At 34.3% G+C, this 26,393-nt stretch carries 23 protein-coding genes and 1 pseudogene; 11 read left to right on the top strand and 13 right to left on the bottom strand.

Annotation, left to right across the window (positions count from 1 at the left end):
- Nucleotides 1-420: 420 nt before the first annotated feature.
- The 4 genes from GW534_RS09945 to GW534_RS09930 are packed head-to-tail and all read right to left on the bottom strand — an operon-like array spanning nt 421 to nt 4,027.
- On the bottom strand, nt 421-1,653 hold the full coding sequence (locus GW534_RS09945) for an NAD(P)/FAD-dependent oxidoreductase (RefSeq protein WP_161920863.1): 1,233 nt from the start codon (nt 1,651-1,653) through the stop codon (nt 421-423).
- A complete protein-coding gene (locus tag GW534_RS09940) occupies nt 1,646-1,984 on the bottom strand; it encodes a (2Fe-2S)-binding protein (RefSeq protein ID WP_161920862.1) in 339 nt (112 codons plus the stop codon). Before GW534_RS09940 ends, GW534_RS09945 begins: the two co-directional genes overlap by 8 nt.
- On the bottom strand, nt 1,977-2,303 hold the full coding sequence (locus GW534_RS09935) for a (2Fe-2S)-binding protein (RefSeq protein WP_161920861.1): 327 nt from the start codon (nt 2,301-2,303) through the stop codon (nt 1,977-1,979). Before GW534_RS09935 ends, GW534_RS09940 begins: the two co-directional genes overlap by 8 nt.
- Nucleotides 2,304-2,323: 20 nt before the next feature.
- Nucleotides 2,324-4,027 carry a sigma-54 interaction domain-containing protein gene (locus GW534_RS09930; protein ID WP_161920860.1) on the bottom strand — a complete coding sequence of 568 codons (1,704 nt, stop codon included), beginning with the start codon at nt 4,025-4,027 and terminating at the stop codon, nt 2,324-2,326.
- 159 nt (nt 4,028-4,186) lie between these two features.
- Here GW534_RS09930 and GW534_RS09925 point away from each other — a divergent pair, with 159 nt between their 5' ends.
- The 4 genes from GW534_RS09925 to dapA are packed head-to-tail and all read left to right on the top strand — an operon-like array spanning nt 4,187 to nt 8,262.
- Nucleotides 4,187-5,368 (top strand): NAD(P)/FAD-dependent oxidoreductase, encoded by a 1,182-nt coding sequence (locus tag GW534_RS09925; RefSeq protein ID WP_161920859.1) that lies wholly within the window; start codon nt 4,187-4,189, stop codon nt 5,366-5,368.
- Nucleotides 5,369-6,406 carry a proline racemase family protein gene (locus GW534_RS09920; protein WP_161920858.1) on the top strand — a complete coding sequence of 346 codons (1,038 nt, stop codon included), beginning with the start codon at nt 5,369-5,371 and terminating at the stop codon, nt 6,404-6,406.
- A complete protein-coding gene (locus tag GW534_RS09915) occupies nt 6,406-7,320 on the top strand; it encodes a proline racemase family protein (protein ID WP_161920857.1) in 915 nt (304 codons plus the stop codon). Before GW534_RS09920 ends, GW534_RS09915 begins: the two co-directional genes overlap by 1 nt.
- 48 nt (nt 7,321-7,368) lie before the next feature.
- Nucleotides 7,369-8,262, top strand: coding sequence for a 4-hydroxy-tetrahydrodipicolinate synthase (dapA, locus tag GW534_RS09910; protein WP_161920856.1), 894 nt, complete (start codon nt 7,369-7,371; stop codon nt 8,260-8,262).
- 111 nt (nt 8,263-8,373) lie between these two features.
- Here dapA and GW534_RS09905 read toward each other — a convergent pair whose 3' ends face one another.
- The gene (locus GW534_RS09905; protein ID WP_161920855.1) at nt 8,374-9,123 is read right to left on the bottom strand and encodes a class I SAM-dependent methyltransferase; all 750 of its coding nucleotides are present in this window, start codon (nt 9,121-9,123) and stop codon (nt 8,374-8,376) included.
- A 235-nt stretch (nt 9,124-9,358) separates the two neighbouring features.
- On the opposite strand from GW534_RS09905, the gene GW534_RS09900 reads away from it, so the two are divergent.
- Nucleotides 9,359-9,559 carry a hypothetical protein gene (locus GW534_RS09900; protein WP_161920854.1) on the top strand — a complete coding sequence of 67 codons (201 nt, stop codon included), beginning with the start codon at nt 9,359-9,361 and terminating at the stop codon, nt 9,557-9,559.
- 74 nt (nt 9,560-9,633) lie between these two features.
- Entirely contained in the window at nt 9,634-10,293 is a 660-nt protein-coding gene (locus GW534_RS09895; protein ID WP_161920853.1) for a hypothetical protein, read from the top strand.
- Between the two features lie 464 nt (nt 10,294-10,757).
- Here the strand turns inward: GW534_RS09895 and GW534_RS09890 are convergent, their stop codons facing one another.
- Complete coding sequence (locus tag GW534_RS09890) at nt 10,758-10,997, bottom strand: helix-turn-helix transcriptional regulator (RefSeq protein ID WP_161920852.1); 240 nt, start codon at nt 10,995-10,997, stop codon at nt 10,758-10,760.
- Between the two features lie 169 nt (nt 10,998-11,166).
- On the opposite strand from GW534_RS09890, the pseudogene GW534_RS09885 reads away from it, so the two are divergent.
- The 4 genes and pseudogenes from GW534_RS09885 to GW534_RS09875 all read left to right on the top strand — a co-directional run bounded on the left by GW534_RS09885 (nt 11,167) and on the right by GW534_RS09875 (nt 13,717).
- Nucleotides 11,167-11,569 (top strand): annotated as a pseudogene (locus GW534_RS09885) (helix-turn-helix domain-containing protein).
- A gap of 28 nt (nt 11,570-11,597) precedes the next feature.
- Entirely contained in the window at nt 11,598-12,014 is a 417-nt protein-coding gene (locus GW534_RS09880; protein WP_161920851.1) for an ImmA/IrrE family metallo-endopeptidase, read from the top strand.
- A 64-nt stretch (nt 12,015-12,078) separates the two neighbouring features.
- Nucleotides 12,079-12,684, top strand: a complete 606-nt coding sequence (locus GW534_RS16130) for a hypothetical protein (RefSeq protein ID WP_202630892.1) — start codon at nt 12,079-12,081, stop codon at nt 12,682-12,684.
- A 76-nt stretch (nt 12,685-12,760) separates the two neighbouring features.
- The gene (locus GW534_RS09875; protein ID WP_161920850.1) at nt 12,761-13,717 is read left to right on the top strand and encodes a DUF6414 family protein; all 957 of its coding nucleotides are present in this window, start codon (nt 12,761-12,763) and stop codon (nt 13,715-13,717) included.
- Here the strand turns inward: GW534_RS09875 and GW534_RS09870 are convergent.
- Entirely contained in the window at nt 13,701-13,868 is a 168-nt protein-coding gene (locus tag GW534_RS09870) for a hypothetical protein (protein ID WP_161920849.1), read from the bottom strand. The genes GW534_RS09875 and GW534_RS09870 overlap by 17 nt on opposite strands.
- Before the next feature lie 152 nt (nt 13,869-14,020).
- Between GW534_RS09870 and GW534_RS09865 the strand changes: the two genes are divergently transcribed.
- The gene (locus GW534_RS09865; protein ID WP_161920848.1) at nt 14,021-15,274 is read left to right on the top strand and encodes a tyrosine-type recombinase/integrase; all 1,254 of its coding nucleotides are present in this window, start codon (nt 14,021-14,023) and stop codon (nt 15,272-15,274) included.
- A gap of 425 nt (nt 15,275-15,699) precedes the next feature.
- Here GW534_RS09865 and GW534_RS09860 read toward each other — a convergent pair whose 3' ends face one another.
- The 6 genes from GW534_RS09860 to GW534_RS09835 all read right to left on the bottom strand — a co-directional run bounded on the left by GW534_RS09860 (nt 15,700) and on the right by GW534_RS09835 (nt 26,207).
- Nucleotides 15,700-16,188 (bottom strand): hypothetical protein, encoded by a 489-nt coding sequence (locus GW534_RS09860; RefSeq protein WP_161920847.1) that lies wholly within the window; start codon nt 16,186-16,188, stop codon nt 15,700-15,702.
- Between the two features lie 87 nt (nt 16,189-16,275).
- A complete protein-coding gene (locus tag GW534_RS09855; protein ID WP_161920846.1) occupies nt 16,276-17,253 on the bottom strand; it encodes a restriction endonuclease in 978 nt (325 codons plus the stop codon).
- 105 nt (nt 17,254-17,358) lie between these two features.
- Nucleotides 17,359-20,346 carry a type III restriction-modification system endonuclease gene (locus GW534_RS09850; RefSeq protein ID WP_161920845.1) on the bottom strand — a complete coding sequence of 996 codons (2,988 nt, stop codon included), beginning with the start codon at nt 20,344-20,346 and terminating at the stop codon, nt 17,359-17,361.
- Nucleotides 20,347-20,361: 15 nt separating this feature from the next.
- The gene (locus tag GW534_RS09845; RefSeq protein ID WP_161920844.1) at nt 20,362-22,185 is read right to left on the bottom strand and encodes a site-specific DNA-methyltransferase; all 1,824 of its coding nucleotides are present in this window, start codon (nt 22,183-22,185) and stop codon (nt 20,362-20,364) included.
- Nucleotides 22,185-22,952: a DUF4391 domain-containing protein gene (locus GW534_RS09840; protein ID WP_161920843.1), complete on the bottom strand. Its 768-nt coding sequence runs from the start codon at nt 22,950-22,952 to the stop codon at nt 22,185-22,187. The genes GW534_RS09845 and GW534_RS09840 overlap by 1 nt, the downstream gene beginning before the upstream one ends.
- 9 nt (nt 22,953-22,961) lie before the next feature.
- Nucleotides 22,962-26,207 carry a helicase-related protein gene (locus tag GW534_RS09835; protein WP_161920842.1) on the bottom strand — a complete coding sequence of 1,082 codons (3,246 nt, stop codon included), beginning with the start codon at nt 26,205-26,207 and terminating at the stop codon, nt 22,962-22,964.
- Nucleotides 26,208-26,393 lie beyond the last annotated feature (186 nt).

Below are 26,393 nucleotides of genomic sequence, written 5' to 3'. Positions count from 1 at the left end.
ATAAATTAACTAATTTTTTCTTTTCCCATTCTTTTTATTTTTTTCTTATGTTTTTTGTAAAACTTCAAAGGATTGTATTCATCAAAGATTGAAATAATGTTCTAAACTTTAGATTGGTTAGATTCAAGTGTTTTATTTAACGTTCGTACAAAAAGAGCTTTTCTCTTCCTTTTCGAGCTTTTCTCTTCCTATTCATACCTAAACTATAGCCATTATTAAATCGTTCATATGGGTTTGATAGAAATCCTGTATAATTTTTAGTAATGCTGGATATTCATTCTTACAAAACAGTATGCTCGTTACACACTACTCTCAATAACGAAGTCAATTGATTCCATGTGCAAAGATTTTTTTACAGTAATGTCAAATTTTGTTGAAATCATCTTTTACTGTAAAAATATTTAGATACTTAAAGCTTGCTCAAACGGTAATCTTAGCAGTATGTAGTCTTGAATCAATATATTTTTCAAATTCCTTATAAACTTTCTCTCTTCCTTTTTGAATTTCTGGATGAAATTGAATATATGCATTTTCTCGTGTCTCTTTTACTTTTTGAACCGCTTCATTGATTTCTTCCTCATCCACGTTTTCTGTTACTTTTTTCGCTATAGTTAAACCTGCAACTTTTCCTTGTGCAGCTGCAACTTTTGCCCCTTCAATCCCTGTGATATTTCCTGCAACATATAACCCTTCTAACGGAGTTTCCATTTTCTCATTATGTAATGGTATGTAACCACCTAACTCTTCAATATAGCGGAACGGGCACCCTGTAAGTGCAGCTAATTCGGCAAGAGGATACAAACCGCCTGAAATGCATACAAAATCCACTTCAATTTTTTCTTCTGTTCCTTTGATAACTTCCCCCTCTTTATTAATCGAAGCAATCACGACTCCTTCTACTTCTTTTTCTCCAAAGATTTCAATTACTGCTTTCTTTAATTGAATTGGTATCCCCCACATTTTAAAGCCACGATTTGGATAAAACGCTATTCCTAGCTCCTTCATAAAATCATTTACAATTAGCTTACTTCCAAATTTAACTAGTGGAGAAGGTGCCATATGTGCTACATGTAACAAGGATTCAAACACTTTTCTTGGTTGTCCGTGACCATTCGTAATTTTATTATGATGAGGTAATGCTAGACATGCTATGTCGATCCCTGCAAGCTTTAGCTCCATCGCAATAGCAGAAGATAACACATTGATACCGATAATAACACCGCGTTTTCCTGGTTTAACTCGATGAACATTTGTCATTACTTGCGCGGCCCCAACCGACATAACCCCTGGCAAAGTCCAACCTGGTACAGGTGCAGGAGCTTCTGCAGCGCCAGTTGCTAATAATAGATGTTTCGTGACATAAACACCTCGATCAGTATATACGGTCCATTTTTCTTTCTCTTTGACAATATTGGATACAGATGTGCCTAAATTAATACAAACACCTAAGTCTTTTACTTGCTGATATAATTTCTCAGACTCTTTTATACCATTCCACCATGTCCCGTCTGGCTGTTCATATAATTGGCCTAACAATCTACCTCCAGGTATCATATATTCATCAATCACAAGCACTTTTAATCCTTTATGTGCACATGTTATAGCAGCTGTTAGTCCAGCAGGTCCTGCGCCAACAATTATTACATCATTCATTGGATTTCCCCCAATCTCGTACCGGAGTTGGTAAAGCACGATGACTTTCAATCTCCATATTCTCTTTTAAAGGAGTAAGACAAGCACGAATACCTTGTTTTCCGTTCACAATTACCCTACATTCAAAACAGTGACCAATATTACAATAGATTCCTCGAGGAGCGCTAGTTTCTTCATGGTAACGTAGCGTACGAACTCCATTAGCTAATAATGCTGCTGCTATTGATTCGTTTTCATATCCTTTATATTCTTTATTATTAAAGAAAAAACGAACCTCTTTCTTTTTTTCTAACTTACCAAGAATAGGATGATTTAAAATTCGATTATTCATTATCTACTCCTCCCAAAAAATCAAACCGTACAGGTCTGATTGGTGGTTGATATTTTAAACTAATTTGATCTTTACTTTGTTCACTTCCCATTGTGCTTGCTATTTGTTCAACCATTATGCGGCAAGTTCTCCCCCCACAATATCCCATACCAGCTCTTGTACGAAGTTTTAATTCACGAGCAGAACATTGAAACGATTTTGCAGTTTCGACTAATTCCTGATAGGTGACTTCTTCACAACGGCAAACAATCATATTTTTAAGTTCTGTCAATCGAATCACTCCTTTTGTTGGTGTCAATAAACTATATGCAAATACCATGCCAACAAAAAAGATAGAGTTTAATACTCTATCCCTAGTTTTTTTAAACGATTATACAAAGTTGCTCTTGTAATATTTAATCTGTTTGCTACTTCTTTTTTATTCCCTTTTGTTCTTTTCAATTCATTAATTAAAATTCTCCGTTCTACTTCTTCTAATCTTTCCGTTAGTGATTTAGAGTCATTTTGATCTAATTCATATTGTAATGAATTTTTCGTTTGGTATCCTTCTATTTGAAAAGGCAGATGTTCTATACTAAGCTCTCCATCTTCTGAAAAGACGACTAATCGTTCAACAACATTTTTTAGTTCTCTTATATTCCCTGGCCATTCATGTTGAAGTAAGGCTTGCATCAACTCTTGTGATATTCCGTGTATTGGACGATTATATTTTATCGATGTCTCATACAAGAAATAATGGGTTAACTCAATAACATCTCCGGGTCTTTTGCGTAACGGAGGGATTTCAATGCTCACAACATTTAATCGATAGTACAAATCATCGCGAAACTTTTCCTCTTCAACTAACTGCTTTAAATCTCGGTTTGTAGCCGCAATGACTCGAAAATCAACCTCTTTTTCTTTTGTACCTCCTACAGGAAAATATCTTTTTTCTTGAAGTAATCGTAATAATTTAACTTGCATCTCAAGGGGCATTTCTCCTATCTCATCTAAAAAAAGTGTTCCACCTCGAGCTAGTTCTACCTTTCCTTTTTTACCTTTCGAATCAGCACCTGAAAATGCACCTCTTTCATAACCAAACATCTCACTTTCAAACAGTGTAGCTGGTATTGCACCACAGTTTATTGCAATAAAAGGTGCATCACTTCCCTCTCGTATCGTATGTATTGCCTTTGCAAACAATTCCTTACCTACTCCACTTTCTCCTTGAATCAATATATTAGCCGATGTTTCGGCTGCACGCTTTGCCATAGATATTGCGTTCTTTAGTTCCATACTATTTCCGCGTATCATTTTAAAAGGATCTTCTTTAAATATTTTTGACTCTCTTTCCAACGCAAATAACTTTTCTGAAGTAGTACTCAATTCTTGATTTAAGCGGATTTGACTTGTAATGTCTGTTTCAGCTACAACCGCCCCAATGATCTCGCCATCTAAATAAACCGGATTCGAGTTAATTAGTACAACAAGATCTTCTCTCGCCTTATGTTGTTTGTGATTAAGTGAAGTCCCGTTTTTCAATGTATTAAGTAATTCTAAATGTTCTGGGTCAAAGAAATCCGTAATCTGTTTGCCAATGATATCTTTTTGTTTCACTGAAAACAAACGTTCTGCTCCCTTTGTCCAAAAAAGAACTTCTAAATCGGCATTTACAACCGTGCAAGACCCATCAATTGTATCTAATATCGTTTCAGTGTAGGTTTTAATTACGTTACATTTCTTTTCAAAAAATGCTGCCAATTCTCCACTGCTAATGTAGCCAATATAGTTCCCTTTTTCTTTATAAAGTATATAATGAAAGTTTTTAAACTCTTCTGCAACACGATTTAGATTATGATCATCAGATATTTCAATGCAGCGATAATAATTAATATGCTCTTTTTCAACTAGCATCTCGACAAGGAAAACTTCTGAATTATTTTTAAGAAATACTTTTTCCCCTTCATTTTTAGTAATGATCTCTTTTAAAGAATTTTCATCTCCCTCTTCTTGCTCCAAAATTAAAAAATTTCCCCTTAATGCCTCTGTCCACTTTCGTCGCATTTTTCCTCCCCCTAAAAAGTGTATAACAGTTTTTACACTATTATAAATATTTTTACACATTTAATATTTTGATTCAATTATATTTTTAAAAACATCTGAAATAACTTGGCATGAATTTTGCATCTATATTTAGTGACAGCGATGAAAGGAGGGAAAAAGATGGAAAAGATTATCCATAGAGATATTGTTGTAATTGGTGGAGGCATTATTGGAGCTGCAATAGCCTATTACTGTTCAAAAGCTGGACTTGATATTACTGTAATAGAAAAAGGCGAGCTAGCCAGTGGTACATCCTCTCGATGTGACGGCAATATTCTTGCCATAGATAAAAATCCAGGTTTCGATAGTCAAATGTCTTTAAAAAGTCAACAACTCATCCACGAATTAACAAATGAGCTTGAGATCCCATTTGAATATCGAAATCCTGGTAGCATATTAGTTTGTGAGACCGACGAGGAAATGGAAGCGGCTAATAAATGGGTGCAGCAACAAATCGAAGCAGGTCTCGATTTCCGTACACTTGACCGTGAAGATTTAAAAAATGAAACAAAATATTTTGCAGACGATTTACTTGGAGGTCTTGAATGTAAAACGGATGCAACAGTTAATCCTTATATGCTTACGTTCTCATTATTTTACAGTGCACAAAAGCTTGGTGCAAAGATTCATACAAAAACAGAAGTTACTCACCTTCAGAAAGAAAACAATGGTCAATTTAAAATCGAAACAACAAACGGAGTATTTACAGCCAATAAGGTTATAAATGCAGCTGGAATCTGGGCACCTTTTATTGGTGAAATGGTGAATGTAAAAATTCCTATTACCCCAAGAAAAGGACATATTATTGTAGCTTCAAGACAAAATCCAGTTGGACTTCGCAAAATACAAGAATTCGGCTATTTATTATCAAAATTTGGCGGTGAAAGACAAGTAGATGAAACGACTAAAAAATATGGTGTTGCATTAGTTTTTGAACCTACTGCAAGTCAAAATTTTCTCATTGGCAGTAGCAGACAATTTAACGGCTACGATACAAAAGTTGATTGGGATGTTGTTAGATGTATGGCTAGAAGAGCGGTACGCTTCTTTCCAAAAATAGCAGATATGACAGTTATTCGTACATATACTGGATTACGACCTTGGACAGAAGACCACTTCCCGATCGTGTCACATGTAGACGAAGTTCCAAACTTTTATGTTGCTGCGGGTCATGAAGGCGATGGAATAAGTCTTGCAGCAATTACTGGGAAAGTTATCCAGGAAATGTTGACGGATGAAGAAACTAGCATTCCTATTGAACCGCTCCGTTATGATCGATTTAAAGAAAGGGTGATTCAATAAATGAAATTCCAAAAACTAATTTCTACCATTGACACACATACTGGCGGTAATCCAACTAGAACGGTTATTAGCGGATTGCCACCTTTAAAAGGAAATACGATGTCGGAAAAAATGCTTTACATGAAAGAAAACTATGATTGGATTCGTAAATTTCTAATGAACGAACCACGTGGCCACAGTGTTATGTCAGGTGCACTTATCGTTGACCCATGCCATCCAGAAGCAGATGTAGGAGTTATATATATTGAAACTGGTGGTTATCTACCTATGTGTGGGCACGACACAATCGGTTGTTGTACAGCTCTAATCGAAGCCGGATTGATTGAAGCGAAGGAACCTTATACCTTTATCAACCTCGACACACCTGCAGGACTTGTGAAAGTAAAGGTTAAAGTCGTTAATGGTAAAGCAGAAGAAGTTACCTTTGCAAACGTACCTTCATTCCTATTAAAATCCCTTGAAATTGAGGTTGATGGAATTGGCAATGTCGAATGTGATATAGCGTATGGTGGAAATTTTTACGCCATTATTGATGCTCGTAAGATAGGCCTTTCACTTGAAACTGACAATGCATCCGTTATTATCGAAAAAGGAATCCGGATTAGAAACGCGATTAATGAAGCAGAAAAAATTGTCCATCCGGAATACCCATTCATTCAAGGTTTAACACATATTGAGTTTTTTACAGATCCTGTTCATCCAGATGCGGATGTAAAAAACACAGTTGTTGTCCCGCCTGGTGGTATTGATCGTTCTCCATGTGGTACAGGAACATCTGCAAAACTTGCAACAATGTACGCAAAAAGTGAAATCGGTTTAGGCGAGACTTTCGTACATGAAAGTATAGTCGGTTCGTTATTTAAAGCTAGAATTCTTGAAACTACAAAAATCAAAGATGTAGATGCGGTAATTCCAGAGGTAACTGGTTCAGCATGGGTTATGGGAATGCATCGCTTTTTCTACAATGAAAAAGATCCATTAAAAGAAGGGTATTTACTCATACCTCCAATGAACCATGAAGTAAAGGAGGAAGTATAGTGGATATTACTAAAATTTTTTCTACGATTGATACTCATGTTGCTGGTGAACCATTTCGAATTGTTACGCAATCTTCAATTGTCCTTGATCAAAATAATATAAAAGCAAACAATGTTTTATTAAAAGAAAATTTCGTAACAGAAAAGAACTTTTTACTTAACGAACCAAGAGGCCATCGTGGAATGTCATGCTGTATAGTTACTCCTTCTCAGAAAGCTGATTATGGATTATTATTTTTCAGCCATGAAGGAGTTAATTTCAAATATGGTGGACTTGCCGCATCGTTGACTGCCTTGTTAGAAACGGGAAATCTACCGGCAAACGAAGATGGGAACTATCGAATCGAAACAATTAATGGAGTTTATAACGTACAAGCGAAAATAAATGAAGGTGAAGTAGAAGATGTTTATCTAGTTAGTGATAAAACAAAATTCATAGAAAGCCAATCAGATTATGATGTGGTGACAGTGGATTCAAGAACATATTTGATTTTCCAACTTCCAAGCTCAATCCCGACTATTGGCATTGAATATGTATCTGAGATTACTAGCTGGGGAAGAGCAACGGCAGAAAAACTCCATAAAGAAGGAATAAAATTTGATGGCTACATCATTATTGAAAAAAGTAATTCAAATATAAATCACATCCGTTCAGTTACGTTTGAAACAGATGGCAGCATTCTTCGTTCAGCCAATTTAGATAGTACTGTTGCAATTCTTACATCAATGCTTCAAAAATCAAAGGAACTAGAACAGCTTACAAATGAGAGTATTTTTGGCAGTGCTATTACCGTTAAAACTATTCCTGGCTTAGAAAACCAATATTCAACTAGATTAAAAGCATTTATAACTGGAATTCATGAATTTATTTACGATGAAGATGATCCATTAAAAAATGGCTTTATTTTAAAATAAATTTCATTTTTTCAATAAAAAACTAGAACTTTTCAGGAGGGGATATTAATGAAGAAGTTAGAAGGTTCTTTTCCAGTACTTATTACACCTATGGATGAAAACGGGGAAATAAACATAGAAGGTTTAAGACAGAATATTGACCATTTTATCAATGAAGGAGTAGCTGGAATCGTTGTCAATGGAAGTACAGGAGAATTTGTCAGCTTAACGAGGGAAGAACGTTTAAAAGTTGCAGAAACCGCCGTAGACCAAGTTGCAGATCGAATCCCTTTGATTGTTGGTACAGCTGCAGAAACTACTGATGATGCTATTTTTTACACACAGCATGCAGAAAAAATCGGAGCAGATGCTGCCTTACTGATTAACTCATATTATGCTCATCCGAAAGATGAAGAAATCTATGAACATTTTAAAGCAGTAGCAAATTCAGTAAGTTTTCCAATTATGATATATAATAACCCGTTTACATCTGGAGTAAATATTGGTACAGAAACCATTTTAAAGGTTGCGAAGGATGTGGAGAATATTACCCATATAAAAGAATCAAGCGGTGAAATTACAAAACTCAGAGATATTACAAGAAAAGGAAAAGGATATATTGAAACATTTTGCGGTTCTGATGATTTAGCACTTGAATCCTTCTTAGTTGGTGCAACTGGATGGATTTCTGTCGCAGGAAATATTGTTCCACGTTTAGTAACGGAACTTTACAATAGTGCTAAAAACAAAGAATTTGACAAAGCATGGGAAATCTATGATCAAATCCTACCGTTATGTAACTTCCTTGAAGACTCCGGTAAATATGTACAAATTACAAAACGAGCCATGGATTTACAAGGTTTAGCGGGCGGACCAGCACGCAGACCGAGACTACCACTAACACCAGAAGAAGATGCAAAGCTACAAGAAATTCTAGAAAACTTACACGTTCTTTCTAATTAAATATCTATATATTAAAAAGAACAGGTAAAACATGTTCAAAATATGAACGTTGTTTCGCCTGTTCTTTTTAGGTCTTTTTAAGTAGTGATATGAAAAAACTCAGATTTTTAATTATTTTCTCTTTTTCACTTTGATTCGATAGCTAAGACATTCTGATAAACCTACTACTTCTTTATACTCCCACTTTTCGAAATCCATTGCCCCGCCTGGAAAATATGCTGTTATGGTTAAGTTTGCTTTTTTGCACATTTCATATATTTTGTCTGGTGTATAACAAGCTAATGATTGGGTATATTTCTCGTTAGGCTTATCTTCATAACACCATGTATCGGTCATTCTGTTGCGTGTTTCATCGTATCCATAAACCCTTAATACATTTGAATTACGTATTGGTGTCATTTTTTGACCGCTCACTTTTTTCCAATATTCTGGTTGGTATATATCAATAAGGGCAACTCCATCGTCATTTAGCCAATTATAAATTCTTTGTAGCAAATTGATTTGATCTTCGTCAGTCCCCACACCAAAACCATCAATATATAGCACTGTATCAAAAGTATCCGTTAGTTCAATCTCATAAAAACTTCCACAGAGAGATTGTATATTTGGATTATTAAATTTCCTTGCAAACTCTACCATCTCTGGAACTAACTCAACTGTTGTTATTTTTTTATCAAAAGTTGCAAGACTTCGAGCTAACAATCCATTTCCAGCACCAAGTTCTAAAACGGTTGTAAATGGTCTTCCTAATTGATCAATAATTTGTTCTGCATCTGGTAAATAAGGTGTTTCTAAATCGATTAAATCTTTGAACATATTAAATTGTTCTTTATAAAAACGCTTCGCTTGTTCTACATTCATTTCATATTCCCTCCTGTAAATTTTTTATTCATTTACAGGAAAATCACTAAATTCAAGATCCCCATAATTGGTCCCTCCCCTAGCCGTAAATATGCCGTACAGTATATATATTAGACAAACATTCCAAAATGCCTTTATTTCTATGAAATATTTTCAGTTAATCAAAGGTATCACATATGTTAACTGTTGATATCTTATACCGGACGAATAAAACGGAAAACTTTTTAATGATAAGTTGGAAATCATGCAAGTCTCACCAAGTGAAAATCCTGGGTTTATTCAATCAGTTAAGCAGCTCTTTGGATCAAAGTACTATCCAATCTATGCGCATAATCAAGATGTGTCAGACCGACTTTGGGAGATGTGTAATGATTTAACGAAACAGCATGCGTATGCTTTAACAGATTCGTATAATGTAAAAATAAATGGAATATGATGTATTAAGCCTATATACCTACATAATAGATTCTTCCGCTAAGTTCTTTAGTATTATAAAGGGAGAGGTGCATTTTGGAAACGAAGCCACAAGAAACAGTGAAAAATAAAAATCAGAAGTTATTTTTTATCATTGGTGGTTTTGTCATTGCATTGGCAATCGGTTTTATTATTGGTGAAAATTCAGCGAGTGAGGAAATTAACGGTGAAAAAGTAAAGTATGATGACCTAGTTGCATTAATTGATGAGAAAGAAGAAGAATTAGAAAAAATGAATCAGCAAATAGAAGATATACAGACAGAAATAGATAGTAAGCAAAGCGAAATCGAAGAAGCTTTAAAAGTGATTGAAAATCATAGGATGCTGCAATCAGAACTTGATGAACTGCAAAGTGCAACGGAAAGCAAACAATCAGAGATTGCTAGTCTTGATGAACAAATCGAGGAAAAACAAAAGGAATTAGCCGCATTGGAAGATGAAATTAAAGAAACTGGAGATGCACCGATTGAGCTACCTGCAGGAACCTTTATTGTTGGTGAAGATTTACCGGCTAAACGATATAAGGCAACGACCAATAGTAGTAGCGGTAACTTTATCGTGTATAGTTCAGGAGGAGATTTAAAAGTTAACCAAATTTTAGGAACAAGTTTCGGTGAACCCGAACACATCTTCTTCGCTGAAAACGGCGATATCATCGAAACAAATATGCGTGTAAAGCTAACTCCTGTGGAATAAAAGTTAATAACGCTATTCGAGACTATGGTTGAAAAAATCATAGTCTTTTGTTTTTGCATTTGCGTGGCTACTTTTATCATTATAGGAGTTGATGATGGAAATATTTGTACATTTATTTCAAAAAGATCCGAGAGATTAAGAGGAAGCATGTCCTTTACTTATTAAAGCATGATTCAAAGTGATAAATTGTATAGTAATGATAAAATCAGATTACTTTTATAAGATGACATCCTTCTTAGAGTTATGTACAAATCCAATCCTCTAATCGCGGTTTTTTATTTTAACTGTACCTTTATTTTACCTTACTGTCTCAAGGACTTTCAAGCTCAAAATTCACGGTGCCACATTTCGACAAAAAGTTAAAAAGTGATTATGTAAACTAAAAATAAACTGAATTTTCATAACTTTGATTTACTCTGTTTTTCTTTTATTTTCTATATGATCGCCTCCTGGTCTGAATTAACCTAACCCAAGTTTTTGTTGGGTGGATGTTTAAAAAAAATTTCGTTTGGATTGGCATCAAACAATTGCGCTATTGCTAAAGCGATATTCAAACTAGGTGTTCTTACACCCTGTTCAATCATGCCATAATAGCTTTCAGTAATAATAATTCCAAAATTCTTACTTAATAGTTCAACCACTTCTTTTTGCGTAAAATTTTTATTCTTTCTTAACGCAATTAAATTATGTCTACACTGTGCCATTTCGCACCTACCAACGTTTTGTTGTCTTTATTGTACCCAACAAAAAGTTGGTTGTTAACACCCCAAAAAACAATTTTTTGTTGTATTTATATCAAATCTCTTTAAAACCCAACTGAGAGTTGTATAATGTAGATAGAAACCCAATAGGACAAGGGAGATTGAAATGTCAATATTATCTGAAAGACTAAGGAAATTAAGATTGAAACATAAATTAACTCAAAAACAAGTTGCTGATTATTTAGGTATATCTGAAAGTGGTTATGGTTACTACGAACAAGGTAGAAACGAACCATCACTAAAATCCTTAAAATTATTAGCAACTAAATACAATGTATCTGTTGCATATTTAACTGGTGAAACAGACGATCCACAACCACAATTAACCTGATAAAGACGAACGTGACATTGCTAAACGTATGGAAAAAATCAAACAAGATCTTGCTGCTAATGGTGGTTTAAGTTTCTACGGCGAACCATTAAGCGAAGAAGCCAAAGAATCATTATTAGATGCTATGGAATACGCAGTAAGAACCGCGCAAAGAATCAACAAAAAATACAAAATACAGAGATGATAACAACTAGGAATGTGAGGCGAAATAATTGAATTGGATAAAACAACAAGTACATAATCTCGTAAAAACATATAAAACCAATTGCCCTTTTAAAGTGTCCGAATCGAAGAACATACATGTTGTGTATTGGGATTTGCACGAAGATATATGGGGCTTTTATAAATACGAAAGACGTAACCGCTTTATATTCATCAATGATAACCTCGAAGAACATCAGCAGCGATATGTTTGTGCCCACGAATTAGGACACGCTATATTACATACCAAATTAAATACGCCTTTTTTAAAAGCGAATACATTTCACTCCATAGATAAGATTGAACGGCAAGCCAATGAATTTGCCGTCAATCTACTACTCTACGATAAAAATTTGCAAGATTATGAAACAAAGTTTGATTGTTTGAGAGAAAATGGGATTCCTTTGGAAATGGAAAGGTTTTTATAATTTTTTATTATATTTATTTGTACATATGACTAATTGCATATTAATTTACAAGGGGGATAAAAAAGTGAGTAAGAAAGAAAAAGCAAAAAAGCCTTTTTTTAAGAAATGGTGGTTTTGGTTAATTGCAATCATTGTAATCAGTGGAATAATTGGCGCTGGTGGTGAAGAAGAAAAAGTTGAGGGGAATACGTCAAAAAAGGTAGAAAACACCGTACAAACGGAAAATAACGATAATAAAGAGGAAGGCGAAAAGGATCCTAAACCGAAAAAGAAAAACTTTACGATTGATATAAATGAAGAATTAAACTTTAAACTCTTTGATGTCGTAGTTGAAAAGGTTAAAGTGTATGAAAAAGGCAATAAAATTCTTGCCGATATAAAAATGAAGTACACAAACAGAGATTATCAATATGGCGACACAAAAACGTTTTTTGTATCTACCTTGTTTGATGTAAAACAAAATAATGTAGATTTAGAGGAAATAAACAATGCTTGGGATGTGGAAAATAAAAATCGTAGCGACGTATTCTTCCCAAATGCCGCAGGAGGAACAACTGGAATTAAATTAACGTATGAATTAAAAGACTCAGAGACACCGATTGACTTGATATTCACACCAACGACAGAAACAGAAGGAACCGAAACAGTAACGATAGATATAACTGAGTAATCATAAATTAGGTGTACATTTGTACACCCTCTTTTATAACCAAAAAACGAACATACTTTTGATGGGAGATGTAGCTATGAAGGAAATTATTTATTTAGATACCATGTTGCTCCATTCTTATGTTTCACAATACAATGATGGTTTACCCAATACTAGTTCTTTAGAACAGACACAGGAAATAAACGATACCACTGAAATCGAAGAAGGGTACAATAGTAGATCCTCAATAACAGCAATGTTTAACACTGGAAAATTCGAGATCCCTATGATATTTAGTACACCAGAAGGAAAAGTAGAAGGAGTTTTTCAGCCAGGAAATTTTAATAAAGAAAAAGCTGTAATGTCTCAAACTGAAATGGGGAAAGAAATAATTTCAAAACAACTTCATGATAATGCATTAGTTAATTTTGAAAAGTATTTAGAAGACAATGAATTGTTTTGTGATTTATCAAACCCAGATATTGAAGGAAATTTTATAAAAATGTATTCAGAATTTCAGATAATTGACTTTGCTTATTTAAGCAAAATAATACAACCAGATAAGTTGTTAAAGTTTTCCTTTTCATCTGAAGAAGAAGAAATAACAAAATTTGAAAATGAGCTAAAAAAAGAAAAGGATAGCAAACAAAAAAGCTTAAAGAAGGCGAAAATTCAACAAATAAAAAACCAATTAACTCAGGAAAAAAATAGATTAAAAAATCAATTCGAGTTTATTAATGAATCTTTAGTGTATTTAAATGAAATACTGCCAACAGAATCATTTGTAAAAATGCATAATGTCATAGCTCCTCTTAAATATGATTTCTTAAGAGAAAAGTCAAGTGAACTAATGTTCAAGTATGGTAATAACAATAAAACCAAAGCGACTTTAATTGGAAAAGTAACAAACATAATTAAAACTGTAGATATGCCTAATTTGGAAAAAGATCCGTTTTTTGAATTTCCAAAGGTGTTGACTGGCGTTCTATATCCACTAGGTGTGATAAATGTGAACGATTTAATCGTTTCTCCTGTGGCTATTTATTTCGAATAAGTTCAAAATTTTTTCGTCTTTCTTTCATACGCTCACGGTGTTCAATAATGTCCTTTCTAATCTTTTGGGATTTAATACTAGACTCATATTCTTGACTTATTAATTTTTTCGCCAAAGGAAAAATGTGTCTTTGTAAATCTTTTGCTTTCAAACCGAACACCTCCTCTAATAATATTATCATATCACATAATAAAATATTCAAACAATAACAACATTGTTATTTATATTTCCCCCATTTGTCGGGGCTTTTTCTTAACACAACAATAGAACATACATTCCCTTAAAAATGAAGGAGGTTTCAATATGGCAAAAGGTTATGTAAGGAAAAGAGGGAATAACAAATGGCAACTGGAAGTGGACTTAGGAAGTTACATCGATCCAAAAACTGGGAAGAGGAAACGTAATAAAAAATACAAAACGATTACCGCCAAAGGGCAACGGGATGCTGAAAGACAATTAATCCAGTTTGTAGCAGAAGTAACAGGAGAAGGTTATTTTGAACCAGAAAAGATGAGTTTCGTGTCATTTGTTCAGAAGGAATGGGAGCCAAAATGTGCTAAAAAACGTCTTGCTCCTACAACTTATGAACAATACATGAATTGTGTAAACAATCGAATTTTACCTGCTTTCCAATATTTGAGGCTCGATCAAATAAAACCGAAGCACATACTAGATTTTCTACATAATTTGGAAGAAGAAGGTATGAGGTTAGACGTAACTAAGGATGAAGAGGGAAAGATTGTAAAAAAAGAAGGTAAATTATCAAGTTCTAGTATCTTTTATCACTACCGAGTATTGAACAATATTTTTAACTTTGCTCAAGAATTGCAGCTTATTAAAGAAAATCCATGCAAAGAAATCGATAAGCCAAAAGTCGAATATGAGGAAGTGGATATATATACTAGCGAAGAAGTCGCTCGCCTCTTAGAATGTTTGGAATCAGAAACACATGTTCCGCACTGGGAAATTGTTTTCAAGTTAGCAATATATACTGGAATGCGAAGATCTGAATTATGTGGTCTGGAATTTAAACATTTCGATTATAAAAATAATGCGGTTCATATTAAGCAAGCTTTAACATATACAAAGGATACGGGCTATAATATCCATGAAATTAAAAAAGGTAATCGTACAGCTCGACAAAGAACAGTTTATCTCCCTCAAAAACTAATGGAAGATATTAAGAAGTTAGAACATCAAAGGAAAGTCGAGCGTTTTGCGCTTGGAGAAAAGAATTTATGGATGGAAGGTAAATATAATTTTATTTTAGCCCGTGAAAATGGACACCCTTATCATCCTCGTACTGTCCAACGTTGGTGGGAAAGATTTATTAAACGTCATAACCTTAAATACATCAATGTCCATGCTTTAAGACATACGTCAGCTACTTTATTAATTATGGATAATGTTAACCCTAAAACTGTATCTGCACGTTTAGGTCATTCTAGCACCGCAGTTACAACCGGAACTTATGGTCACGCTGTAGATGAAGCCGATCGATTGGCTACAGAAAAATTACAAAAAATCATTGATCAGCAAGCAGCTGAAAATCAATAAAAACCATTATGAACCAATATATTTTTATGTTTGGTCGGCAAAATGTCGGCAGAAATGATAAGAAAAACGAAAAGAGCGATTCCTGAAATGTTCAGAAATCGCTCTATATCAATGTTTGTGAGTAGTGATTCCGAGTGGGCTCGAACCACCGACTCCCACCCTGTCAAAACCAATAATAGAATTTCCGAATATTTCTCAAAATGTCCGCAACCCTACTCGTATCAAGGGTTGTGGATTGCTTTATGCTCTATTAATATCCGGTAGTACTCATCATTATTTACAGTATGTGACCAGTTTGGTGACCAATTTTCAATCGGTTTACTCATTAGATTTATCAAAAGGCCTTCTAATGAATGGGTAAACAATTTGGCGAGAAAATATGAGCCAAACATTATTTACTAACCATTAATCATTTACTCATGTGCTTATACAGCTCTAAGTAAAGAAATTAATTGTTTCATTTTGTCTTCCAACTTATAAACGTCTTCTTTTGCCCTATCAATTAAATCTTCATGCTTTTCAAGTGCTTTCTCACGATTATATTCCAACAGAGAGTCTGTATCTTCTATATGTATAAAGTCATCATCAATTTCTGTACTCTCTCTATCGAAATCAAATTTTGCAAGCTTATACACATTACTATCATGTGTTGTAAGATCAATTATATCTTCACATAAATTTCCAATACGTTCATTATCAGACCTAGCACTCTCATTATGGACTTTCATTACACTATCTTGCAAATCATGAGCAATAGAGTTTATACTTTCTATCGTTTCCAGTGATAAGCTAACATTTCGTCCATATATTTCTTTATCATCTTTTACACTACATCTGTTATCTGGTTCAAATAAACTATTGTGGAACCTTTCTCTTTCTTTTTCTAATTGCACTAGGTAATATTTTAGGCTCATCGTCTGATCATCCCTTCTTCATAATTTAGAAGATGGTATGATAGAAGGGACTCAATTATGATACTGAACTTCATTTTCTTATGTTAATTATTCCGGCACATAAACCTTCTGCAATGGTAACAATGCTCTTTTATCTGATGGCATATTTTCGTACCATTCAACAATTAGTCTTACTAATTCTTCAAGATCTACTAGTCGTACTGAATTATGTTTTGCTACCGCTTCAGCTTGAGAAGTAAATCCACCTGTTGAAACGAATAAGCAATTAGCATCAATTGGGTTAGCACCTAGTAATTGTTGAATTTCAGGTGCTGAAGCTGCACTTTTTCGATGCTTTACTTGGACTTTAACAATGGGCTTTTCAAATCCAAACGCATCTTTATAGGCAAGAATATCCACACCGCCATCTGGCCCTTTGGGACTTATACGAACGTTGTAGTTCATTGCTTCTAATAAACCACCTACTAAATCTTGTAATTCCCAAGGGTCTAATATGTCTACCTTATCTTCGATCATGACAAGAGCTTTTCCAACTAAATCTTCCTTTACTTCATCTTCATCAGCCTCATCTATATCTGGCTCCCAAAATGGATGTTCAATAAATTGTTCTATTTCGTCCCCCCATTGATCGACACGGAACACAGTTAATACAGACCCTAAACTATTTTTCGCTGCTTGGGAGAGCAAATCGCGACTTACAGTGATTTCTTCCCACTCAACTCGAATATGGTTTGGATAATTTGGATTACCAATAGAATTATCAAAAAAATGCGTTTCTGTGACAGTACCTACTAGGTATTCTCTTAATTCCTTAGAATAAGTAATAACTCGATCGCCTTTTTTAATCTCAGTACTAAATCTCCAAACTTGACTAACCCAACTTCTTCTAGTACTTGGTTTGTGTTCTTGATATACTTCATTTGCTTTTTTTAACATCTCTTCTTTAGATCGATAATACTTTGGATTTCCTAATTGAGGCCATCCAATCGATGCTATCCCCTCTTCCTTCCATACAGGTATTAATTCATTAAAATCCCCTGCTCGAATCATCCACCATTGTTTCATATCATTTCCTCCCAAAAAATACCCTAGCACACAAGTAGTTTGGACATGGTGCTAGGGCATTGTTGTTTGTAAACGGTATACCATTAAATATTAATGACAAAATAATTATATGCTTTCTTTCAGCTTTTCATAGCTATCTGCTAGTTTATATTCAACTTCCGTTTGTAGTGCTTCAAAATGTTTACGTCCACATTGAATCTTTCCATCTTCCTTTAAGCGAAGATCTTCTTGGTCAGTACTACCTTTTGTTTCGACAACAAAGTATAATTTCTCGACACCCTCTTTTTCCATTAAGATTGCCCAGTCTGGGTTGTAGTTACCAAGAGGAGTATCGATAACAAATGAAGATGGAAGTTTGACAAACAGCTTTACATCCTCATCATTATTTAATTTTTCAGCAAAAGCTCTTTCTGTATTTGAATCATAGCGAATGTAGTCATATACCGATTTATTTTTTGATACTTCTACTGCGTTCGCTTTCATATAGCCAACAAGTTCTTTATTTTCAAACAAAGATTGTTGGTAATAATGATGATCTCCGATACGTTCGTATTTGATGCCATCAACGATAAGCTTTTTCTTTTCGCGATTAATGACCTTCATCACAGCTTCCTTAAATGCCTGTGGATTTTTCTCGAATTCATTTAAGCGTTCAGAACCGATTAAAATCTCAACCAATGTACGGCGCTTTAAATGGGTTTGTTCTTGTAGGTAACGTAAGATGTCTGGTAGACGACGTTTCTCTTCCAACGCCTCGTACACTCTCATTGTTTGACCTTCACCCGATACACCAGAATGTTCTACTTTTAATATGGCATTTTCACGTTTAATCTTTCGTGCTTTGAAAGGCTCTAGTTTCTTTATTTCTTCAATACAACGTTTTTTAAGGGTTTCAACGTCAAGATCTACGGAATAGGTCGTTTTGTATTTGATTTGATCCCACAATTGTTTGAAATCATCACCCAATAATACTTCTTTATTCAGCTTGATGGTGACCTCATCCTTTTTGTTGAAAACAGGTAACTTTTTGATGGAACGTCTAATTATGTTTTCAATATCCTCTTTTATTTCTTCAAATTCAGCTGGTACTTCGAATGTCTCTTTTACTAATGCTTCTTTAAGTGTATCCTTTACTTTTCCTTGCTTCGTTACATAATTTTCTTTTAATAAGTAGGCAAATATTTGAGCTGATTGATCGTATCCAATTGCACTTTCTTGACCTGTTTCTTCATCAACTTTTGTAATCGTCGCAAAAGAGTGCTCTTCAAGGTACCCAAATTTAACGCCTGTTTCTTCTTCCATTTCTTTCTGTAACGTCTCAGCAAACTCTTGATACGATTCATTTGCGATTACGGTTAAGATATTTACGTCTTCATCGTATTGGCGTTTACCTTCTTGGTTGACGGCAAGACGTAATCCACGTCCAATTTTTTGTCTCTTCGTAAATGTATCCTTTGTTTCAACAAGTGTACATATTTGAAAGACATTTGGGTTGTCCCATCCTTCTTTTAAAGCCGAGTGGGAGAAAATAAATCGTAAAGGTGTATCAAAGCTTAATAGTTTTTCTTTCTCTTTCATAATCAGCTCAAATGTTGATTCATCGTCTTTATTCGAACGTAACGATCCATCTTTATTCATTCGGCTATCTTTAAATTGACCTTTCTTGTCTTGAGAAAAATACCCATTATGCACTTCTTCGGCATTTCTGTTTACGATATATTGATCTTCTTTCCAAAGTGATTGATATTTTGGTAAATTAATAAGTTTTTCGTACTCTTCTTCAAACATCTTGGCGTATTTTCCTTTTTGCCATGGCTGGCCTTTTGGATAAATGCGGTAGTTTTCAACTTTGTCAATAAAGAAGAGCGTTAAAACTTTGATTCCTTTATGAACGAGACGCAGCTCTTTATCTAAATGTGTACGAATCGCTTCACGAATCTGGTATCTTTTTAATAAATCATCGTCCATTCCACCAATCACTTCACCTAATCGCAACACTTTACCGTTTGTAAACTCTACCGATTCATTTCCTGGATAGCAGTCAATCCCTTCTACCACATATCCTTTATATAGATCCCGTTCACCGGATAAAAGGTATAAATCATTTTTCGTGTTTGGATTAATTTCCTTTTTCACACGTTTAACAGTTCCGTTTTTCTTTTTCTCGTCAATTTCAACTGTTGCTTTGTAACCATTTTTATTCGATACGCTAATGAGTTTGATATACGGATCGTTATGATCTTCATCCGAGTTTACCGATAGAACCTCAATTTTTTTTACTAACTTCTTCTCATAGGCATCAACCGGGTCAAGCTTATACATTAAATTATATGTTTCGCGATGCGTAGCCGAATAGCGCAATTTACACAATGGGTTTAAGGATGCAATTGCTTCTTTTGCCTTATCCGTATTATCGACACTTTGTGGTTCATCGATAATAACGATTGGATTTGTTTCTTGAATAAACTGAATTGGACGTTTCCCGTTCATTGAATCACGTTCACGGTGAATTAAGTTTGCTTTATTCTCTTTCTCTGGATCATCAAAGCTCTTTTTAAATGCATCGATATTAATAATCATCACTTCAATATTCGTACTTGTAGCAAATTCACGAACTTGTTCTAGTTTGGAAGAATCATATTTAAAATAATGGCAATGTTGTCCTGGATAGAGTTCAGCAAAATGCTCTTCTGTCATTTGGAAGGATTTATAAACCCCTTCACGAATCGCAACACTCGGAACAACGATAATAAACTTTGAAAAGCCGTACAGCTTATTTAACTCAAATATCGTTCTCGTATATACATATGTTTTTCCGGTACCTGTTTCCATTTCAACCGTAAAGTTTCGATCTTGAATATCGGTACTTTTTTTCAAATGATTACGAACTTGGATCTTTTGAACATTCTCAAGTAACTCCGCATCTGATAATTCTAATTTGTTTCCAATTCCAAGCTCAGTTAATTCTTGTCCAACAATATTGCCCATACTAACCGTGAAATTCGACACTTTTACAGGTTGCCCTTCAAAGATATCCGTAATGGATTTAATGGCGTCGAGCTGATATTGTTGTTCATCAAACTTAATCTTCATGACTCCATCTCCTCCTTAAATAACGCGGATATCTTCAACGCCATAACGTTTTAAAATTTGTTGCGCATTAATTCGAACGGTATCATCTTTAAACCCTTCATCATAAAACACTACTCGTGCAGGGTTTTTCTTTGCAATTTCTTCAATGTGCTCAAGAGTTAAATCACGCTCTAAACAAATGAGCAAATACCCCATTCCGACTGAATAAACAACTTTATCAGCTACTTTTGTTTCTTCAATTGGAACCGTTAAATCAACACCGTACTTGAGTAATATTTCATACACAACATCTTCTTGAGTACGTCCTTCTTTCACCGGATCAATTAAATCTAATAAATCTCTTTCTAAATCTGCTGATTCCTCGTCCCAAACTTTTAAGTTCGTATCATCCAATTTAAACACTTTGAAGCCGATATCGAGTTTCTCAATACCTTCTTTGTCTTTATTCTCTTCCAATATCTTCTGACCCGCACGGCGAATACGTTCTTTGCCGATTTCACAGATATTTTTATAGCCTGCCTTATATGCATCAGACTTTTCATCAGTTGGCTCTGGGAGTTGTACCATAATGAATCTTCTATTACCTGAATCTTCAGCATTAATTTCCATTACTGCATGTGCAGTGGTTGCTGAGCCTGAAAAAAAGTCCATAATTATTGAGTCCTGATTGGAATACAATTCTAACATTCTTTTAATAAGATTAATTGATTTAGGATAATCAAAATAAGAAGCACCATCAAATAGTTTTTTTAAATTCTGCTTTGCCTCCTGAGAATGCCCAACTTCCGAATATTTCCAAATAGTCATAGGCGTTAATGTATTTTTCACTTCTGATAGAAACCGTTTTATCCTCGGAACATTATTTCCATTTTCACCAAACCAAATTCTATTATCCTTTAAAAACTCTTCATAACGATCTTTTGTTAAGAGCCAACACCTGCCATCTGGAGGTAATATTTTCCTTCCGCTTGGGGTAGTAATTTCATATATCTTTTCAGGTACAGCAGGGCCAACCGAAAAGTTATCACTTTGCCATGGGCCTCTTGGATCATTGTCAGGGTTCTTATATCTACTAAGCAATTCTTCCGTTTGTTTGAGACCATTGCAATTTGTTACGTTAATATTTTTTGCATAACACAGTATAAAATCATGATTTTCTGAAAAGTGTTTCTTTAAATTTACTGGGGAAAATGAACGTTCCCAAATAATATTTGCAATAAAATTTTCTTCACCAAAAATCTCATTGCACACCATTTTTAATTTCTCAATCTCCATGTCATCAATACTAATGAAAATTACACCATCATCAGATAGTAAATTTTTTGCTATTTTTAGCCTCGGATACATCATATTCAACCAATCAGTATGAAATCTACCATTAGTTTCAGGGTTTGATTTCATATTCTCTTGGTTCTTTTCTTTATAATTTTTAATGTTATCTTGAAAGTCGTCTTTGTATACGAAATCTTTCCCTGTATTGTACGGTGGGTCAATGTAAATCATTTTCACCTTATTGCGATAGGAGTTTTGCAGTACACGGAGTACTTCAAGGTTATCTCCTTCGATATACAGGTTTTTTGTTTTATCCCAGTTCACACTTTCTTCTTTACATGGGCGAAGGGTACCTGTTGTTTGTTTTTGCGCAAGTTGAATCGCTTTTGTTTTTCCATTCCATGTAAACTCGTAGCGTTCTTTTTCTTTTTCGACGTGCTCGCCGAGTGTGAGCATAAGTTTTTCAAAATCAATTTTGTTTTCTGTAAATACTTCTGGGAAAAGTTGTTTTAGTTTTTCAATGTTATCTTGTACAACGTTAAATGTTTTTCCATCTAATTTTTGCATCAGTTACACAACTCCTTTAATTCACTTATTAGTGATTGAATGTTCGCTTCGATTTGTTTCATTTCCATATGAAGTTCCATCTTTGTGCCAAAGTCTAACACCTTATTCTGCTTTTGTTTTAACTCTTCTAATTGAGATTTTTTCCCGTAGATATCTGTTACCCTCGAAATGATTAGATCACGTTTTTCACTCTCTATTGGAAAGGACTGTATCCACTTGATGATTGGTGAACACTGTATCCAACGATTCAAGTCATCATAAAATTTGTAGAGATTAACAAACGATTGGTTCGAGCACTTTAAGGAGTTAAGCAATCTTTCGAAGGAACTGTTGGTGCTTTTTGGATGAAACCACTCTGTCAGTAGTGGCTCATCCATCACAACTTTCGTAGGATCATTTTTATTTAAACGCTTATGACAGGTGCTTAGCAACCACTCTTTTTCATTTGACTCCAAAATCAAAACAACTGGATTTGGAATCGATTTGTGAATTGCATGGATTATTCGATTAACATGTTCATTCGTACGTAATTGAACATAAATCCATACTACTTCGGCATAGTGATGCTCCTCTGACTGATACGAAGCGATATTCATGCTTTGTTGATTCATTACACTCAGTAAGTATATCCCTTCTATTTGAGAAGTAAATAGCTCCTTCTCCTTTTTCGATAAGTCCCCTTGAGAAAAGAATGTTTTTTTCGGGATTTTTCGATTTAACACCGTTCTTTGTGGTATCTCAAACTGCTCTATAGCCCATTCTCGCAACCTTCTCACCTACTTAATGATTAAAAACGAAATTAATTCAAAGTCTTCAGATGTTGTATTTGTATCAACTAATAAACTTGAGTCTCCTAAACTAAATAAAGATTCCATGCCTTTTTCTTCAACAATTCCTAAGATAAATTCAACGACCGTATCTAATAATGACTTATAATCAGACATGTCCTCTAATTCATGCGTTTCTTCATGAAATTGCAAAATTAAGTCTGTAAACAACTCATTTTGGCCCATACAAACTTTTCGATACAGGTCGAGTATTTGCTTTGTCTTCGAATGACCTAACAAAATGTCACCATCATTACTTACATACACAAGGTAATAAGGATACAACGCACTCGTTTCTTTAATTTTCGCTTGAGCATTCCGTTGTTTTATACAGAAAATGACACCTGGTTTTGCTTCACCATTAGGAGTTAAATGTTTAGACGTGATTGCATACATACCTAACGGAGCCGTTTCTAAATCAAGTTTATGTTTATTCATATAATCGACTAAATCCATTTTGAAGTCGTTTAACGTTAAGTCAGTAATCGAGATCCCGCTTGACATATCTTCTAGGTCGATTACTTCTTCTTGCAGTTGTTTCAACTGTTTTGCACGATACTCCAGATCATTCATTTTTTTCTTTTCATCATACTCGATGACATTTTCCTCTCCCGTTGCCGATATGTCTAATAAAACCATCCGACCGCTTACACGAGCTTCTAAATTGATATACTCGTCTAAATCCATGTTTGGCCAAAAGTTCACGAGCTGAATTACATCATTTTTTGATCCAAGACGATCGATTCGTCCAAAGCGTTGAATAATTCTAACTGGATTCCAATGAATATCGTAATTAATTAAATAATCACAGTCTTGTAAGTTTTGACCTTCAGAAATACAATCTGTTGCAATAAGTAGGTCAATTTCTTCAATTGCCTTTTCATCCACTTTATTTCGTTCTTTCGATTCTGGTGAAAAGTAGGTTAAGATAGTATTTAAATCTTTAGAAATATCGCCAATCGTTGTTTTATTCCCACCTGTTCCCGTTACAAGGGCTGTGTGAAGCCCATATTCATTGAGCATCCATTCGGACAGCTCATTATATAAATAACTCGCTGTATCAGCAAAAGCAGTGAAGACAATGATTTTTTTATTATTTGGGTTAATTGGATTTGTCACCTTATGATGAATAATAGACTTTAATTTTAATAGTTTAGCATCCCTGCAAGGTTTGACTTTTGCCGCTTCCACAAGAAGTTTCTCTAGCTTTTGTTTATCCTCTTCAAGGTCTTGGCGCCACTTGATTTGATCTATATCTTGAATCAGCACTTTTACTTTCGATCCAATTAACATATCTTCTACTTCATCGTCATCGATATTAATATCAGTAATACTAATCGATTGATCCGTAAATTGATGGATATTTTCAAGCTTATTTAATAGTTCATCGATTTTCTCAAGTAATGCCGCAATCGTCATACCGAACGAGTAAATAGAACTCTCCATACGCTTTAATAAATTCACACGCATTAAGTGAACGAGACTGCGTTCCCTATCAATTTGCTTAAAAACAGACCCACCTTTAACTTGAATATCGTATTTCTTGCTATATTCGGCTTGTTTCTCAGGCAAAACATATTTTAATGGTGAGTAGGCGCTTAAATTCAAACGATTAATTATTTTGTTAACCTCTTTTATTTCAGGAAACTCTTTTTCTGCATCGATATCAGGATGAACATTTTTCGGTTTTAATCTTTCAGGAAATTTCCCTATCTCTGACATGTTGTAATACTTTTCAATATGCTTACGAGATCTCGCAATCGTCACAGCATCCAACAATTTAAAGTAGTCAAAGTTTAACATTTCTAATAGTGTATCTGTCTTCCGTTCCTCTTCGTCCAACTTTAACCATTTATTAAACGCTTGTTGAGCTCTTCTTAATGTAAATTCAATGCTATCAATACCTGCAGATTCAAGCGCGTCATCTTTTCCTTCCGTAATAAAAGCAACTTGGTTTTTCAGATCATTCATCTTGTTATTGACCGGTGTAGCTGAAAGCATTAATACTTTCGTTTTGACACCAGATTTAATAATTTGATTCATTAAACGTGAATATCGTGTTTCTCGATCCTTACGAGCTTCATTATTACGGAAATTATGTGATTCATCAATAACAACTAAATCATAGTTACTCCAGTTGACTGTTGCTAGGTTAATATCTCCAGACATACCACTATATCGACTTAGATCTGTATGATTTAATACATCATAATTAAAACGATCTGCTGCCAAAACATTTCGTTTATCGTTTTGTGTATAAATAAGCCAGTTCTCTCTTAACTTTTTCGGACACAACACTAACACTCGGTCATTTCGCAGCTCGTAATATTTAATTACAGCTAATGCCTCAAACGTTTTACCGAGACCAACACTATCAGCGATGATACATCCATTGTATTTTTCAAGCTTATCAATGGCTCCTAATACCCCGTCTTTTTGGAATTTATATAATTTGTTCCAAATGACCGTATCTTTAAAGCCTGTTTTGGATTTTACGATATCATCTTCACTCAATTCTTCTAAAAAGTCTTTAAAGATATTATAAAGGGTCACATAATACAGAAACTCAGGTGTATTATCTCGATAGATTTTCTCTATGTGGCTAAGTACTTCTTGTTTTACACTTTCGACCTGCTCTTCGTTGTTCCAAATTAAATCAAACCAGTTAATATAATTCATGGCTTGTCCAGGTTCTTTAATTAGCGAATTCATTTCATAGTTAGATGAATACGTATATCCTAATCCACTACTTGTGAAATGTGAGGTACCTTGAATCGCAATTGAATCATCATTCTTGTTTTGAACATGAATAAGGTTCCCTTGTGCCATTGGTAATTTTAATGACTTCATATCAACTTTTGAGCGAATCCAATCAGCACATTCACGAGCAATTTTCGCTTGGTTGAGCTCGTTCCGAAACTTCACTTCTAAGTCTGTTCCAGACAAACTTTTTTCCCGCTTAAGTTTTTCTTGCATAACTAACGGATCTGGTATTTTGAAATCCTGTATAAATGTTGGGCTGTTGAATAAAAATCGAACTTCATCTACTTTTAATAACTCTTTCTTAAGAGATTCGAAAGCATAAATTGTAAAATAAGACGACATAATTGATAATTTTGAGCCCTTTTTAAGGTAAGGCTTTAACTCATCCCCAACATTTCCATGCGTTTTATTATCTAGCATTTTGCCATACATGTTATTTCCCCCTATAACCATAAGAAGCAACCAGTTATTTTCCATTAACTATTATTCTACAAAAAAATATATGACAGGTGTATTTTTACGACAAAAATCGACAAAACTTGTCATGACTATCCACCCAAAACAATTATCCTATGTTCTAAATTTCAAATAACTTTACTCAATATGGATTTATTTATT

This window comes from Pallidibacillus pasinlerensis (assembly GCF_009996845.1).
Taxonomy (GTDB): Bacteria; Bacillota; Bacilli; order Bacillales; family Caldibacillaceae; genus Pallidibacillus; species Pallidibacillus pasinlerensis.
Note: the sequence above shows the minus strand (reverse complement) of the source record. Positions and strands in the feature narration are given on the sequence as shown.